We start from the raw sequence: 15,553 nt of genomic DNA on the forward strand, positions 1-15,553 counted from the left end.
CTGGTCCACCGCCACGCCGCGGTGGTCCCGGGCCGCATCGGGGCCCCGCCTGCCGTCAGTGCAGCAGCGTCGCCGGGCTGCCGCCGTTCGCCTCGTACCCCGCCACCGCCAGCGCCCGGTACACCGCGTACTCCGCCGCCGGATCGCCGCCGTGGGTCCACGGCAGCGCCCCGACGTGGCCGTCCACACGCACCAGTTGGTGCATCGCCTCGGCCCAGCGCTCCATACGGACGAGGAAGAGGACCAGCAGATGCCGCACGTGCGGGAGCACCGGGTCGTCGGGGCGGGCCGAGTGCGTCGCGTGCAGTGCGCCCTCGACGGCCTTGGTCACGACGGCGCTCTCGTAGAAGGCCGCCACCAGGTTGACCTCGGGCAGGTGCTCGTACACGGCGAACAGCGGCAGCCCGGCGAGCAGGGAGCCCTGCGGGGCGCGGGCCGCGGCCGTCGTCGCGAAGTGGTCGGCCTCCTCGCGGGAGCCGTGCCACTTCTCGCACCAGTAGTGCAGGGCGGCCAGGTGCGCGCCCATGTGCGCGGGCGCACGGTCGATGACCTTCGCCCACACCTGGTCGAACTGGTCGTGGGGGTAGCCGAGTCCGCGGGCGACGGCCAGTTCGACGATGTACGGAACGGGGTCGCCGGGGGCCAGCAGCGCCGCCTCGGAGCAGACCGAGCGGGCCTCCTCCAGGATGATCCGGAAGTCGTCCGCCCCGGCCGACGACGAGCGCCACGCCTGCTGCACCAGGAACTCGGCGTGCACGGCCGCGCCGCCCGCGTCCTTCGGCGACTCCGCGCGCCAGGTGCGCAGCCAGGAACCGCCGGTGCCCGGCTGCTGCTGGAGTTCGAGCGACGCCGCGCCCGCGAACGCCTGCACGCGCTGCCAGCGCAGCTCGCCCTCCTTGGGCGTGCCCGCGAGCAGCTGCGAGGCGGCCCGCCAGTCCTGGGTGCGCTGCACGAGGTCGAGGACGTCCAGGAGGTCCTGGTCGGGGCCGGGGAGCCGCAGATCGAGCAGCTCCTGCCGTACGAAGCCGTAGGCCGCGGGGTCCGCGGCGTCGGGCGAGCCGGGGGCGACCTGCCGGATGCCGCCGCCGCGGCGCAGGACGTACGGGCCGATGATCGCGGCGAGCATGCACATCGCGATCAGGAACCAGAGAATCTCCATACCGTCATTGTCCCGGACGGCACGGGGACGGGTGCCGGTCGGGGCTAGGCTCGGGCTTCATGAGCGACCAGCACAGCCACGAGCACAGCCACGAGCACGGCCATGACCACGGCTTCGAGACCACCGCCATCCACGCGGGCAACACCGCGGACCCGCTGACCGGCGCGGTCGTCCCGCCCATCTACCAGGTGTCCACGTACAAGCAGGACGGGGTGGGCGGCCTGCGCGGCGGCTACGAGTACAGCCGCAGCGCCAACCCGACGCGTACCGCGCTGGAGGAGAACCTCGCGGCGCTGGAGGGCGGCCGGCGCGGCCTCGCCTTCGCTTCCGGACTCGCCGCCGAGGACTGCCTGCTGCGCACGCTGCTGGTCCCCGGCGACCACGTGGTCATCCCGAACGACGCGTACGGCGGCACCTTCCGGCTCTTCGCGAAGGTCGTGCAGCGCTGGGGCGTGGAGTACTCCGTCGCCGACACCTCCGACCCGGCGTCGGTACGGGCCGCCCTCACCGACCGCACCAAGGTCATCTGGGTGGAGACCCCGTCGAACCCGCTGCTCGGCATCACCGACATCGCGGCGGTCGCCGGCGTCGCACGGGCGGCGGGGGCGAAGCTCGTCGTCGACAACACCTTCGCCAGCCCCTATCTCCAGCAGCCGCTCGCGCTCGGCGCCGACGTGGTCGTGCACTCCCTGACCAAGTACATGGGCGGCCACTCCGACGTCGTCGGCGGCGCGCTCGTCACCGCCGACGACGCGCTCGGCGAGGAACTGGCGTACCACCAGAACGCGATGGGCGCGGTCGCCGGGCCCTTCGACTCCTGGATCGTGCTGCGCGGCATCAAGACGCTGGCGGTACGGATGGACCGGCACAGCGCGAACGCGGCGCGCATCGCCGAGATGCTCACCAAGCACCCCAAGGTGACCCGGGTCCTCTACCCGGGCCTGCCCGAGCACCCCGGCCACGAGATCGCCGCGAAGCAGATGAAGGACTTCGGCGGCATGGTCTCCTTCCAGGTCGCGGGCGGCGAGGAGGCGGCGGTCGAGGTCTGCGACCGTGCGCGGCTCTTCACGCTCGGGGAGTCCCTGGGCGGCGTGGAGTCCCTCATCGAGCACCCGGGCCGCATGACGCACGCGTCGGTGGCGGGCTCGGCGCTGGAGGTCCCGGCGGACCTGGTCCGGCTGTCCGTCGGCATCGAGTCCGTGGACGACCTGCTCTCGGACCTCAAGCAGGCCCTCGGCTGAGTCGTGCGGCGATGCCCCGGGCGGACGCGCGAAAGCGCCGAACGCCCGGGGGCACCGCGTCACACTGCTGTGCCCGCTCTCAGCCCTTATCGGGAGACCCGGGAGAACCGGGAGACCCGTGAGATGTGGGAGACGCCGGCCCGGGCTTGCCGCCGTCCGCCGTGATGCCCGCGCCGGACATCGCCCCGGCGCCCGCGCCGGCCGCCGGGGCCTCTTCGAAGTTCACCCGCCCCATGTGCCGGTTCATGGACTTCATCAGCATCCACACACCCACGGCGAGCGCCGCGAAGACGAGGAAGCCGAGGACACCCGGGGTCACCTTGTTCTCGTCCAGCTCCTTGGCGGCGAGCGGGACGAGATGGGACATTGCGAGGTTTGCGCCAGCAGTCATGTCAGGCATTGTCGCGGATGCCCGCGAAGAGGTCGCTCTCGGGGAGGGAGGTGTCCACGAGGGACGTGGCGAGCTCGTACTCCTCGGTGGGCCAGACCTCCTTCTGGACGTCCATCGGAACGCGGAACCAGCCGCCCTCGGGGTCGATCTGCGTCGCGTGCGCGATCAGCGCCTTGTCGCGGATCTCGAAGAAGTCGGCGCACGGCACGTACGTCGTCAGGGTCCGCTCGGCGCGCTGGAACTCCTTCCAGCGCTCCAGCCACTCGCCGTACGGCGATTCCAGGCCACGGGCGAGCAGCGCCTCGTGCAGGGCCACCGTGCGGGGCCGGTTGAAGCCCTGGTTGTAGTAGAGCTTCTGCGGCTGGAAGGCCGTGCCGTACTCGGACTCGGGGTACTTCTCGGTGTCGGCCGCACCCTCGAAGGCCACCATCGTGATCTTGTGGGTCATGATGTGGTCCGGGTGCGGGTAGCCGCCGTTCTCGTCGTACGTCGTGATGACCTGCGGCCGGAAGGCGCGGATCTTCCGCACCAGTTCGCCGGCGGCCTTGTCGACGTCCTCAAGGGCGAAGCAGCCCTCGGGGAGCGGGGGCAGCGGGTCGCCCTCGGGCAGGCCGGAGTCGACGAAGCCGAGCCACTCCTGCTCCACGCCGAGGATCTCGCGGGCCTCGTCCATCTCCTTGCGGCGCACCTCGTGGATGTTCTCCTCGATGTACGCGTCGCCCTGGAGCTTCGGGTTGAGGATGGAGCCGCGCTCGCCTCCCGTGCAGGTCACGACCAGCACGTCCACCCCCTCGGAAACATACTTGGCCATCGTTGCCGCGCCCTTGCTCGACTCGTCGTCGGGGTGGGCATGAACGGCCATCAGTCGCAGCTGCTCAGTCAAGACTCGATCCTCGGTGATTCGGGCGTCAGGCAGACTTCTATAGTGACGGAATCGGGAGGCCGAAAATTCCGGCATCTCCGAGTGTGAGAGGACGATCATGACCGCGGTGCGCGAACAGCTTCCCGAGGGTCGCTACGGCCGCTCCGCGGACGAGCGCGCCGACCGCGGACTCAGGATCGTCGGTGCGGTGCTGGGCGTGGGCCTGCTCGCCATGGTGGGCTGGTTCGGCTACGACTACGTGGGCGGCCAGCGGATCAGCGCCGAGATGATCAAGTGGGACGTGACCGCGGACGACCGGGTCGAGGTCCATCTCGAAGTGCGCAAGGACAAGGACGCCAAGGGCTACTGCACCCTGCGCTCCCGCGCCGCGGACGGCGGTGAGGTCGGCCGCAGGGACGTGCGCTTCGACGCCCCCGTGAGCCGTGTCGACCAGGTCGTCACGGTGCGTACGACGGCGAGGGCGACCAGTGCCGAGCTGGCGGGCTGCACGACCGACGGCTGACCGGCGACAGGCAGGGGCCCGACGGCGTCTGTGCGGGGCTGACCTGCATTGACGCATTCTTGAGGTCTTTTGGTCCTCCCCCTTTTCGCCACTCGTTGTTAGGCTCGTGGTTTCGCCCGCTCCTGGAGGCACATGCTTCCGGGTAGGGCGATGCTTTGTATTCCCAGTACCTACGAGGAGCACCTGTGACCCAGACCAGTGAGAACGTCACCTGGCTCACCCAGGAGGCGTACAACCAGCTCAAGGCCGAGCTGGAGTACCTGTCTGGTCCCGCACGCGTCGAGATCGCCAAGAAGATCGAGGCGGCCCGTGAGGAGGGCGACCTGCGGGAGAACGGCGGGTACCACGCGGCCAAGGAGGAGCAGGGCAAGCAGGAGCTCCGTGTGCGCCAGCTGACCCAGCTCCTGGAGAACGCCAAGGTCGGCGAGGCTCCGGCGGACGACGGCACGGTGGCCCCCGGCATGGTCGTGACGGTCGCCTTCGACGGCGACGAGAGCGACACCGAGACCTTCCTGCTGGCCTCGCGCGAGTACGCGTCGAGCGACATCTCGACGTACTCCCCGCAGTCCCCGCTGGGCGCCGGCGTCAACGGCAAGAAGGTCGGCGAGGACGCCGAGTACGAGCTGCCCAACGGCAGGACGGCCATGGTGAGGATCCTCGAGGCCAAGCCGTACCAGGGCTGAGCGCCCGACCGCGGACCGTATACGGAAGGCCCCCGGCACCAGACGGTGCCGGGGGCCTTGCGTCGTACGGGTCAGGCGGCCGAGCGGTACTTGCGCACGGCCAGCGTGCGGAAGACCACCAGGATCAGCAGCGACCAGAGGGCCGAGGCCAGGACCGGGTGCTGCATGGGCCAGGCGTCGGGCGCCTGGAAGCCGGGCGGCAGATTGCCGAACAGCTCACGGCACGCCTGCACGGTCGCGCTGAACGGGTTCCACTCGGCGATGGTCCGCAGGAAGCCCGGCATGTTGTTGGCGTCCACGAAGGCGTTCGAGATGAACGTCAGCGGGAAGAGCCAGATCAGTCCGCCGGAGGTGGCGGCCTCGGGCGTACGGACCGACAGGCCGATCAGCGCGCCGATCCAGGAGAACGCGTACCCGAGGAAGAGCAGCAGCAGGAAGCCGAGCAGCACCTTGCCGATGTTCTCGTGGACCCGCCAGCCGAGCAGCAGCGCGACGACCGCGAGGACGACGAGCGTGAACGCCGTCTGCACGAGGTCGGCGAGCGTGCGGCCGGTGAGCACCGCGCCGCGCGCCATGGGCAGCGACCGGAAGCGGTCGATGAGGCCCTTGTGCATGTCGTCGGCGATGCCCGCGCCGGCGCCCGCCGTGGCGAAGGTGACGGTCTGGGCGAAGATGCCCGCCATCAGGAACTCGCGGTAGGCCTGCGGCGAGATGGAGCCGCCGACCTGGATGGAGCCACCGAAGACGTACGTGAAGAGCACCACGAACATGATCGGCTGGAAGAGCCCGAAGATGATCATCTCCGGGATCCGTGTCATGCGGATGAGGTTGCGCTTGGCGACGACGAGCGAGTCGTTGACCGACTGCACGATGCCGCCGCGCGGGACGGGCGCCGCGAGGGGCGGCCTGTCCGTCGTCTCCTGGACGGTGGCGGTCACTTCACGGCCTCCTTACGGGCCTTCGCGGCCTTGCGATCGCTGACCTCGCCGCCCGCTTCCGCCGTCTCCTCGGCGTGGTGGCCGGTCAGGGAGATGAAGACGTCGTCGAGGGTGGGCCGGCGCAGACCGATGTCGTCGATCTCGATCCCGCGGGTGTCGAGTTCGCGGATGACCTCGGCGAGCAGCTTGGCGCCACCGGTGACCGGGACGGTCAGCCGGCGGGTGTGGTCCTCGACGGTGATCTCGCCCTTGCCGAAGCCGGTGAGCACCTCGCGGGCCGGGGCGATCTCGTCGGGCCGGTGGACGACGACCTCGACGCGCTCGCCGCCGGTGCGGGCCTTGAGCTCGTCGGACGTACCGCGGGCGATGACCTTGCCGTGGTCGATGACGCAGATGTCGTCGGCGAGGTGGTCGGCCTCTTCCAGGTACTGGGTGGTCAGCAGCAGTGTCGTACCGCCGCCGACGAGCTCCTTGATGACCTCCCACAGCGCCTGGCGGTTGCGGGGGTCGAGTCCGGTCGTCGGCTCGTCCATGAACATCACGGGCGGCGAGACGACCAGGGCGGCGGCCAGGTCGAGGCGGCGGCGCATACCGCCGGAGTAGGTCTTGGCGGGGCGGTCCGCGGCCTCGGCGAGATTGAACCGCTCCAGCAGCTCGCCCGCCCGGATCTTCGCCGTCTTGGCGCTCATCTGGTACAGCCGGCCGACCATCTGGAGGTTCTCGCGGCCGGTCAGGTATTCGTCGACCGCGGCGAACTGGCCCGAGAGCCCTATGGACCGGCGGACTTCGTTGGGCTTCTTGAGGACATCGACGCCCGCGACGATCGCCTTGCCGCTGTCGGGTTGGAGAAGGGTGGTCAGTACGCGCACGGCGGTGGTCTTGCCGGCGCCGTTCGGGCCGAGCAGTCCGAGGACGGTGCCCTCGGGGACATCGAGATCAACGCCGTCCAGTGCCCTGACGTCGCCGAAGGTCTTCACCAGACCTTCGGCGTAGATGGCGCCTGGCATGTGGGTTCTCCCAGGGGAAGCTAGGGGTTTGCTCCGGGTGTGTTTCCGCCTCAGCGGCTTGAGCGACACGTGCTTGTCGCGCATCGCGCGCAAGCTTAGGTTTGGGCGGCATCCCGCCGCAGGCGGTTTTACGGCCCGTCGAGACACTATCGCGGGACGACGGTAACGCGATACATCGCGATAGACAACTGCTTTGACGGCGCCGGTTGAAGCGGCCGGTTGAAGAGGACGCCGGCCCGGGCGGAACGCGCTCGGCGGGCGGCAGCCCGCCTCGCCGGGAAGCGGCTCGCCGGGACGGAGTAGCTCGGCGGGACGTCGCTGGGCCGGAGGCAGCTTGCCGGGCAGTAACAGCTCGCTGGGAGGCAGCTCGCCGGGACGCCGCTCGGCGGGAGGCAGCTTGTCGGGACGTCGCTCGGCCGGAAGTAGCTCGGCGGGGATGTCGCTGGGCGAGGCAGCTCGGCGGGGACGTCCTCGGCGGGGATGTCGCTGGGCCGGAGGCAGCTCGGCGGGGACGTCGCTCAGTGGATGACGCGGTACCCGGCGTCCAGCAGTGCCTGCTCGACCTCCGTGCAGTGCTCCGGGCCCTTCGTCTCCAGATGGAGTTCCACCTCGACCTCCGTGAGGCCCAGCCGCGGGTCGGTACGGACATGCCCCACGTCCAGGACGTTCGCGTCCGCCTCCGACAGCACGCCGAGCAGCGTCGCCAGCGCCCCCGGCCGGTCGGCGAGCCGCAGCCGCAGCGACAGATAGCGGCCCCCTGCCGCCATGCCGTGCCGCAGGATCCGCTGCATCAGCAGCGGGTCGACATTGCCGCCGGACAGCACCGCGACCACCGGACCCTGGAACGCCTCCGGGGCGGTCATCAGCGCCGCGACCGGGCTCGCCCCGGCCGGCTCGACCACCAGCTTCGCCCGCTCCAGACAGAGCAGCAGCGCCGAGGAGAGCGCGTCCTCGGAGACCGTACGCACCTCGTCGACCAGTTCCTCGATGATCGCGTACGGGACGTCGCCGGGACGGCCCACCTTGATGCCGTCCGCCATCGTCGCCGGGGCGTCGATCGACACCGGCCGGCCCGCCCGCAGCGAGGGCGGATACGCCGCCGCGCCCTCCGCCTGGACGCCGACGACCTTCACGTCGGGGCGCAGCGCCTTCACCGCGACCGCGATACCGGCCGCGAGCCCGCCCCCGCCGATGCCGACGACGACCGTCCGCACCTCCGGGCACTGTTCGAGGATCTCCAGACCGACCGTGCCCTGCCCGGCGATGATGTCCGGGTGGTCGAAGGGGTGGATGAACACCGCCCCCGTGTCGCGCGCGTACTCCTCCGCCGCGGCCAGCGTCTCGTCCACGACCTGGCCGTACAGCCGCACCTCTGCGCCGTAGTCGCGGGTCGCGGCGACCTTCGGGAGCGGGGCGCCGACCGGCATGAAGACGGTCGAGCGCACGCCCAGCAGAGAGGAGGCGAGGGCGACGCCCTGCGCGTGGTTGCCGGCCGACGCGGCGACGACGCCCGCGGCACGCTCCTCGGGCCGCAGCCCGGAGATCCGTACGTACGCGCCGCGCAGCTTGAACGAACCGGTCCGCTGGAGGTTCTCGCACTTGAGGTGGACCGGCGCCCCCACCTGCCGCGACAGATAGCGGCTGCCCTCCATCGGGGTCAGCCGGGCCACGCCCGAGAGCATCTTCTGCGCCCCGCGCACATCGTCGAGGATCACCGGGTGAAAGGGGCCAGTCGTACGGAAGCTCATGACAGAAGTCTCGCAGCTCAGCGGCGTCGCGGCGGCCCCGCTCACACACTTGTCCACAGGATTCGGCAGGGCCGGTACGCACCAGCCCCCGTCCGCGTACTCTGTCCCCCACCAACCGACCACCGCACGAGAGAGCCCCCCGCAGCCATGCCCACAACTCAGGACATGACGACTGATCTCGACCCCGGTCTCCTCGATGCCCTCCAGCACCAGGTGGCCGTCTTCGCACGCCGAGCCGAGCAGACCCGGCTCGGAGGGGTCGGCCAGGTCCGCAATTCGATGGACCGTGCCGCGTATCTGCTGCTCAACAGGCTTGACCAGGAAGGCCCGATGGGCGTCAAGGCCCTCGCAGCCGGGATGGGCATCGACTCGTCGACCGTCACCCGGCAGGTCGCGCCGCTCGTCGACACCGGCCTGGTCAAGCGCACCTCCCACCCGGAGGACGGCCGCGCGGTCGTGCTCCAGCTGTCGCCGCGCGGCCAGGCCCGCCTGGAAGAGGTCCGCTCCTCGCGGCGCGAGCTCATGAGGCAGGTGACGGACGGCTGGACGGAGGACGAGCGCGAGTCGTTCTGCACCCTGCTCACCCGCTTCAACTCGGCACTGTCGGCGCGCCAGGCCGGGCTGCCGGCGGCCGAGCAGGAGGCGTCCGCCCCGGGGTCCTGACGCGCGCCCCGACCCGGTCCGGCGCCCGGCCCGGCGCGCCCCGGCAGCCGGACGCGACCGAGCGCGTCCGACCTCTTGACCGAGGGCGTCACCCTGGCCTGATATGAGCACGTGAGACAGCGGCGGCAGTCCCCGGTCCGCAGCCGCCGCGCCCATGACTTCGAGGCGTTCGTCGCGGGCGCGGCCGGCCGGCTGCTGCATGCCGCGACGCTCCTGACCGGCGAGCAGCCGCGCCGCAACCCGCGGGCGCAGCAGCTGCTCGTCGCCGCGCTCGCGCACACGTACGCGCAGTGGGATCGGCTGCGCGACGAGGACCCGTACGACGCCACCCGCGCCGAACTCGCCACCCGCTTCGCCCGCACGGCCTGGCGCCTCCACCGGACCTCCGGCGGGCTGCTGGCCCGGCTCACCCCGCAGGAACGGCTGATCCTGGTCCTGCGCCTGTACGAAGGCGTCGCCGAGGAGCAGACCGCGGCGCTCCTGGGTCTCCCCGTCGAGCGGGTACGGGCCATCTGCGCCCGTGCCGTCGCGGCGCTGCGGGCCCCGGCCCCGAACGACACCGGCGCGCGGCCCCGATACCGGGCCGCGGGAGCGTCATGACCAGCCCCGGGCGTCGTGAGGAGGACGTCCGGCGGATGCTGGAGGTCCCGCCCCCGCCGGTCCCCGCCGACCTGCTGGCCCGCGCGACGGGCCGCGGCGACCGACTGCTGCGCCGCCGCCGCGCACTGCGCCGCGCGGGCTGGTTCGTGCTGGCGGCGGCCGTGGTCGCGTTCGCGGTGTGGGCGTCGGTGGCCCAGCCGTGGGTGGTGCCACCGGCGGCGACGACGCCGGAGATCGTGGGCTGGTGAGCGGGCCTAGTCTGGAATGAGGGGCCCAACGCACCAGCACGGGAGGTCGTCATGACCAGGAAAGTCGCCGACTGCCGCAGGTTCCCGAGCGAGACGAACTGCACCCTGACGATCTCGGGTGAGGAAGAGGAAGTCCTGCGGGCCGCGAGCGAGCACGCGGTGTCCGCGCACGGGCACGAGGACAGCGCGGAGCTGCGGGAGCAGCTCCGCGGCATGCTGGAGGACGAAAAGACCCCCGCCTGACCCTGCCTGGGGCGCCGCCCCAGCCCGGGGTGCGGGGCGCCGACCCAGCCCGGGGTGCGGGGTGCCGCCCCGGCTCTGCCCGTGGAGCGCCGCGGCAGTCCTGCCCAGCCGTGCCGGCTCTGCCTGCGGGCTTCGCCCCGGCTCTGCCTGTGGGGCCCGCGGCAGTCCTGCCCGCGAGGCAGCCGTGCTGGCTCTGCCTGCGCGGGCGCCGACCCAGCTCGGGGTGTGGGGCTTCGCCCCGGCTCTGCCTGTGGGGCCCGCGGCAGTCCTGCCCGCGAGGCAGCCGTGCTGGCTCTGCCTGCGCGGGCGCCGACCCAGCCCGGGGTGTGGGGCTCCGCCCCGGCTCTGTCCCTGGGGCCCGCGGCAGTCCTGCCCGCGAGACGGCGTGCCGGCTCTGCCTGCACGGGCTTCGTGCCAGTCCTGCCTGTGGGGCGCCGCGCCGGCTCTGTCTGCGTGGCTCCGTCTCAGCTCTGCCCGGGGGGCGCTGCGGCAGTCCTGCCTGTGGGGAGTCCGCCCCAGCCCTGCACGCGGGGCGGCGCCCCGCACCCCGGTCCGCAGCCGCCGGACGGGCTGCACGTATCCCGGCGGCTCCGCGCCCGCACGGGCCCCGCACCCTGAACGCCGGCTGGCTGGCCGGGCCCCGCTGCGGCGAGGCCGGGGCGCCGACGGGCGGCGAGCGGCGGGCCGACGGGGGCAAGGCCGTCGGCCCCGAAGCGTCGGGCCGGACGTGCCCGCCCCCCGCCAGCGGCAGCAAAGCCGCCCGCAGGCGGCGGGCGCACCGCCGGGCCCGCGCGTCAGCCCCGTGCCGGCTCCACCGGCACACCCATCACCTCGCGGGCGTGGCGGTTCGGCACCATGCCCAGCGACCACGCCTGCCAGCCGTCCTCCAGACGTACCCCGCGCTCCAGGACCAGGGCGAACGCCTCCATGCAGTCCTCCAGCCCGGCGTCGCGCGTCGCATGGCGCTCCTCGCGGAGCGCGGCGAGTTCCTCCTGCGCGACGACCGTGCCGATCTCGATGCCACCCGCGGAGGCGTACGGCAGCAGAGTGCAGCGCAGGAAGCGGGCCCAGTCGCCCCCGCGGCGGTCGTGGTACGAGGCGAAGAGCTCCACCGCCTCGTCGCAGAGGGCGAGCGCCTGGGCGGGGCGGCTGTTGCCGGCGTCGATGACGGCGAGCTCCACACACGTCCACGCCTCGCCGTGCGCCACACCGATGCGGTGGAAGTCCGCCCGGGCGTCGACGAGGAGCTGGCGGGCGAAGCCGGAGTTGCGCAGGTTGCCGGTGCGGTCGGCGCGCTGGTCTCGCGTGGCGCGGCCCGAGTGGTGCCGGGCGCACGCCAGGCCGTACACATCACGCATCCGGGAGAACATGGTGCGCGCCCGCTCCAGTTCCCGTACCGCCTCGTCGCGGTCACCGCGCTCCTCCAGCGCCTGACCCAGGTAGTAGCGGGTCCACGCCTCACCGCGCGCGTCCTCGTTGTCGCGGTGCCGCGACAGCGCCTGGCGCAACTGGTCGACCGCCGGGGACGGATCGCCGTCGACCAGCCGGGCGCGGGCGAGCTGCGTCAGCGCCCACGCCTCGCCCCGGTCGTCGCGCGTGCGCCCGTACTGGTCGAGGGCCTCGCGCAGCTCCGACTGGGCGCGCGGCACATCGCCCATCCGCAGACACACCTGGCCCAGCTGGAAGTGGGTCCACGCCTCGCCGTGCAGGGACTCGCCGCCGCGGTGCAGCGTCAGCGCGGTGGACAGCAGCGTCAGCGCCTCGGCGAGGTTCGCCCGGTCCCGCTCGACCGCCGCCAGCGCGTGCAGCGTCCACGCACGGTCCGCGGCGAGCACGTCGGACGACTGGAGCCCGATCGCCTCCCGCAGCTTCGCCGCCGCCTCGGCGAGATTGCCCTGGTGGTGCAGGGTGATGCCGAGCGAGCACAGGGCGCGTGCGGCACCCGCGTCGTGCTGCGCCTCGCGGTACAGGTCCACGACCGACGTCAGGGTCGTACGGGCCTTGTCGAGCTCGCCGAGCTGGCGGGCCGCGATGCCCGTGCGCCACTGGACCGAGCGGACCAGCAGACCCTGGTCGACGGCCTGCGTCAGCTCGTTGATCTCGCCGAGGCGGTAGAGGTCGCCGCGCAGCAGGCAGTAGTCGCACAGGGCACCCAGCAGATTGAGCACGGCCTGCTGGTCCACGCCCTCCGCGTGCCGCAGCGCCGCCGTGATGAAGCTCGACTCGTCGTCCAGCCAGCGCAGCGCCGCCTCCAGTGAGGAGAAGCCATGGCCCCCGAACTGATCCGCCCGCGTCGACGTCTTGCCGTCGACCAGCCGGATGACGGAGTCGGCGAGCTCCGCGTACGACGTGATCAGCCGCTCCTGCGCGGCGGTGCGGTCACCCGGCTGCTCCTCGTCGGCCAACCGCGCCTGCGCGAACGCCCGTACGACATCGTGCAGCCGGTAGCGCTCCCCGCGCACATGGTCCAGGAGCCCCGCCCGGGCCAGGGCATCCAGCACCCGCTGCCCCTCCGCCTCGTCGGTCGCCAGCAGCGCCGCCGCCGCTGCCGCGCCGAGCGAGGCCCGCCCCGCGAGCGCCAGCCGGCGCAGCAGCCGGCGCGCCTGCTCGGGCTGGTCGGTGTAGCGCAGCCACAGCGCCCGCTCGACCGGGGCCACCGGACCGTACGCGGACAGGTCCGCGGCCAGTTGCTGCGCCGAGCGGGCCCCCAGCGACGAGCCCGCGATCCGCAGCGCCAGCGGCAGCCCGCCGCACAACTCCCGTACGGAGTCGGTCGACTGGGAGTCGTACGGCGCCGGGCCCTCCTGCGACTCCTCAGTCGCGGCCGCCAGCAGCTCCTCCGCGCCCGCCGCGTCCAGCGCCTCCACCGGCAGCTGGTGCACCCACGCCGGAACATCCTCCGGCAGCTCCAGCGGGCCGCGCGCCGTCACCAGAACCAGACTGTCCGAACGCTCCGGGATCAGCGTCCGCACCTGCCCGGCATCGCTCGCGTCGTCCAGGACGACGGTGACCGGCAGCCCGGTCAGATGCTGGTGGTACAGCTCGCTGAGGCGCCGCACCTGCTGGTCCGCCGACGAACGCTCGCGGAAGAGCAACTGCTCGCGCGGGGCGCCCAGCCGGTTGAGCAGATGCAGCAGCGCGTCCCGCGTGGGTAGCGGCGGCCCGCCCGCCGAACCGCCGCGCAGATCGACGATGCACGCCCCCCGGAACTGGTCCTTCAGCTCGTGGGCGGCCCGCAGCGCCAGCGTCGTGCGCCCCGAGCCCGGCTCGCCGTGCAGCACGACCACCGTCGGCTTCGTCTCCGTCGACGCCCGCGCCGCATGCACCCACTGCGCGATCCGCGTCATCGCCTCCCGCCGCCCGGCGAACGGCCCCTGCGGCGCCGGCAGATGGGCGAACGACTGCTCCAGCACACTGCGCCTGCGCGCCGCCTGACTCCGGTCCGCGCCCCGCAGCACCGGACCCGTCGCGGCCTTCTTCACCGGCCGCGCCGCCGTGGACGCCGCCAGCATCCGCTGCTGGTCCAGGAAGGGCCGGATGCCCCGCACCTCCACTGCCGCCAGCCACTGCAGCCGCAGCTGCTCGGGCCCGCCGGGCTGCCCCAGGGCCCCGGCCCTGCGGTGCGCGGCCGGCCAGTGCGCCGCCGTCACCTTGGCCACCGTCGCCGCGGCCCCGGCCACCGCGACGACCGCCCCGGCTCCCAGCGCCGTCCCCGTCGCCGTGCCCAGCGCCATGTCCGCGCCGATCGCCGCCGCCGCGGCAACCGCCGTCACCACCGCGGCAGTCGACGCCCCCTGCGCCCTGAACCGCTCCCCGAGCGACAGCCGCCCGGCCTCGCCCTCCTCCACCGCCCGCAGATACGCCGCGTACTCCTCGCCGGCCCTCCCGGCCATCTCCTCCAGCGCCGCCCGCCCGCGCGCGAGCAACGCCGTCGCATCACCGCGCCCGCCGGACCGCCGTACTTCCTCCTCGACGGCGCGTTCCAACAGCCGCTCGGCTTCCGCCCGATGGCTGTCCCGCATGTGGGTCCCCCTCCGAGAGCTCCGGATCCGGCCTCGTCCGGCGTCAACTGTCGTGTGTAGGTCAAGTGTCCTGCGTGACGCGCTCCGGCGCGAGGGAGTCCGGCGATCAACCCCGGCTGGGGCGGGACGGAGGTGCATCGCCCCTTCGCCGTTGTGCCTAACGCGGGCCTGGAGCCGAGTCACGTCCGCGTTCAACGCATTCAACAAGCTCGGGCCTGTGTTTGGGGTCTCGTTGCCCCGCGAGCAGGGCGTACTGGAGGGGATGTATGTCCCGGCGGCTGGCAGGAGTTCTCGATGTTCGGCGGAGTAGAACAACCTCGGGGCGCCGTGCAACGGACTGGCGACTGGCTGGCGGGCATCCGGGCGGAAGAACACAAGCGGCCCGATCGATTCCTACAGGATCCGTTTGCGGCTCTGCTGGCTGGTCCGGAAGGAATCGCGATGGCCGAGACATTCCGGCGCCTGGGCTTGCCGGTGGAAATCGCCATCATCCGTGGTCGACTGGGTGACGAGGCCCTCCGACGTGCGGTGGCACAGGGCATTTCGCAGGCCGTGAACCTCGGGGCTGGATCGGACACGCGCGCATGGCGGCTCCGCCTTCCCACGGATTTTCGCTACATCGAGGTCGACCTTCCCCATCTCCTGGCTGCGAAAGCGACAACCTTGGAAAGGGCGGCTGGGTCACCGGACTGCATATGGCAGTGTGCCGACGCCGACCTGCGCCGATCGTGGCGCGGTGCCGTGACCGAGTGCGGGTTGCGCCAGGACCGCCCTACCCTGTGGATCATCGAGGGTGTCCTGCCCTACCTTCCTGAAGACGTCTACGCACAACTGGTACGTGAGATAGGAGAGTTGTCCGCGTCAGGCTCGATGGTGGTCGCCGATGCCGTGGACCGCGACTTCCTTACCCACTCCGGCCATCGGGAACTGCTGGACTGGATGCGGTCCCTGGGAATAGAGGTCCACGCACTGGACGACCCGCCCACTGAACTTTCCCATGCCGGCTGGAGCACCGACGCATTCGGCGGTACGGATATAGCTGCAGGGTTCCACCCGCTCCTCCCGGGCGGGCTGCCACCGCGCCTCGCCGTTCCCCAGGTTGGCTATGTGTACCTATGGGCGACGCGTTGATGGTGCGCTGCCGGTTCCGGTCAACCGAACGCCTGCAGCCAGCCCGTACTCGCCTCCGCAGGGCCGTTCGCCCCCAAGGATTTACCGCAGAACA

General features: G+C 72.2%; 15 protein-coding genes. 8 read left to right on the forward strand and 7 right to left on the reverse strand.

From position 1 onward, the window contains the following. Positions 1-55: 55 nt before the first annotated feature. Positions 56-1,159, reverse strand: coding sequence for a hypothetical protein (locus KK483_RS22825; protein WP_262007073.1), 1,104 nt, complete (start codon positions 1,157-1,159; stop codon positions 56-58). A 59-nt stretch (positions 1,160-1,218) separates the two neighbouring features. Here KK483_RS22825 and KK483_RS22830 point away from each other — a divergent pair, with 59 nt between their 5' ends. Then, positions 1,219-2,400, forward strand: coding sequence for a cystathionine gamma-synthase (locus KK483_RS22830; protein WP_262007074.1), 1,182 nt, complete (start codon positions 1,219-1,221; stop codon positions 2,398-2,400). A 79-nt stretch (positions 2,401-2,479) separates the two neighbouring features. Here KK483_RS22830 and KK483_RS22835 read toward each other — a convergent pair whose 3' ends face one another. Both KK483_RS22835 and mca read right to left on the reverse strand, forming a co-directional pair. After that, on the reverse strand, positions 2,480-2,800 hold the full coding sequence (locus KK483_RS22835) for a hypothetical protein (RefSeq protein ID WP_262007075.1): 321 nt from the start codon (positions 2,798-2,800) through the stop codon (positions 2,480-2,482). Next, positions 2,793-3,674 (reverse strand): mycothiol conjugate amidase Mca, encoded by an 882-nt coding sequence (gene mca / locus KK483_RS22840; protein ID WP_262007076.1) that lies wholly within the window; start codon positions 3,672-3,674, stop codon positions 2,793-2,795. The genes KK483_RS22835 and mca overlap by 8 nt, the downstream gene beginning before the upstream one ends. Before the next feature lie 97 nt (positions 3,675-3,771). On the opposite strand from mca, the gene KK483_RS22845 reads away from it, so the two are divergent. Both KK483_RS22845 and greA read left to right on the forward strand, forming a co-directional pair. Next, a complete protein-coding gene (locus tag KK483_RS22845; protein ID WP_262007078.1) occupies positions 3,772-4,176 on the forward strand; it encodes a DUF4307 domain-containing protein in 405 nt (134 codons plus the stop codon). Between the two features lie 185 nt (positions 4,177-4,361). Then, the gene (gene greA, locus KK483_RS22850; protein ID WP_262007079.1) at positions 4,362-4,859 is read left to right on the forward strand and encodes a transcription elongation factor GreA; all 498 of its coding nucleotides are present in this window, start codon (positions 4,362-4,364) and stop codon (positions 4,857-4,859) included. 71 nt (positions 4,860-4,930) lie between these two features. On the opposite strand, the gene KK483_RS22855 is transcribed toward greA, so the two are convergent. The 3 genes from KK483_RS22855 to ilvA all read right to left on the reverse strand — a co-directional run bounded on the left by KK483_RS22855 (position 4,931) and on the right by ilvA (position 8,552). After that, positions 4,931-5,797, reverse strand: coding sequence for an ABC transporter permease (locus KK483_RS22855; RefSeq protein ID WP_262007080.1), 867 nt, complete (start codon positions 5,795-5,797; stop codon positions 4,931-4,933). Then, on the reverse strand, positions 5,794-6,804 hold the full coding sequence (locus KK483_RS22860; RefSeq protein ID WP_262007081.1) for an ATP-binding cassette domain-containing protein: 1,011 nt from the start codon (positions 6,802-6,804) through the stop codon (positions 5,794-5,796). Before KK483_RS22860 ends, KK483_RS22855 begins: the two co-directional genes overlap by 4 nt. Positions 6,805-7,322: 518 nt before the next feature. Continuing rightward, entirely contained in the window at positions 7,323-8,552 is a 1,230-nt protein-coding gene (gene ilvA, locus KK483_RS22865) for a threonine ammonia-lyase (RefSeq protein WP_262007082.1), read from the reverse strand. Between the two features lie 147 nt (positions 8,553-8,699). On the opposite strand from ilvA, the gene KK483_RS22870 reads away from it, so the two are divergent. The 4 genes from KK483_RS22870 (at position 8,700) to KK483_RS22885 (ending at position 10,306) form a co-directional block, all read left to right on the forward strand. Continuing rightward, positions 8,700-9,215, forward strand: a complete 516-nt coding sequence (locus KK483_RS22870) for a MarR family winged helix-turn-helix transcriptional regulator (RefSeq protein ID WP_262007083.1) — start codon at positions 8,700-8,702, stop codon at positions 9,213-9,215. A gap of 111 nt (positions 9,216-9,326) precedes the next feature. After that, on the forward strand, positions 9,327-9,815 hold the full coding sequence (locus KK483_RS22875; RefSeq protein ID WP_262007084.1) for a sigma factor-like helix-turn-helix DNA-binding protein: 489 nt from the start codon (positions 9,327-9,329) through the stop codon (positions 9,813-9,815). After that, entirely contained in the window at positions 9,812-10,063 is a 252-nt protein-coding gene (locus KK483_RS22880; RefSeq protein WP_262007085.1) for a hypothetical protein, read from the forward strand. The genes KK483_RS22875 and KK483_RS22880 overlap by 4 nt, the downstream gene beginning before the upstream one ends. 51 nt (positions 10,064-10,114) lie before the next feature. After that, complete coding sequence (locus KK483_RS22885; protein WP_262007086.1) at positions 10,115-10,306, forward strand: DUF1059 domain-containing protein; 192 nt, start codon at positions 10,115-10,117, stop codon at positions 10,304-10,306. Between the two features lie 794 nt (positions 10,307-11,100). Here KK483_RS22885 and KK483_RS22890 read toward each other — a convergent pair. Beyond that, entirely contained in the window at positions 11,101-14,328 is a 3,228-nt protein-coding gene (locus KK483_RS22890; protein ID WP_262007087.1) for a tetratricopeptide repeat protein, read from the reverse strand. Positions 14,329-14,622: 294 nt separating this feature from the next. Between KK483_RS22890 and KK483_RS22895 the strand changes: the two genes are divergently transcribed. After that, positions 14,623-15,459, forward strand: a complete 837-nt coding sequence (locus tag KK483_RS22895) for an SAM-dependent methyltransferase (protein ID WP_262007088.1) — start codon at positions 14,623-14,625, stop codon at positions 15,457-15,459. The last annotated feature ends 94 nt before the right edge of the window (positions 15,460-15,553 follow it).

This window comes from Streptomyces sp. FIT100, from assembly GCF_024584805.1.
Taxonomy (GTDB): Bacteria; Actinomycetota; Actinomycetes; order Streptomycetales; family Streptomycetaceae; genus Streptomyces.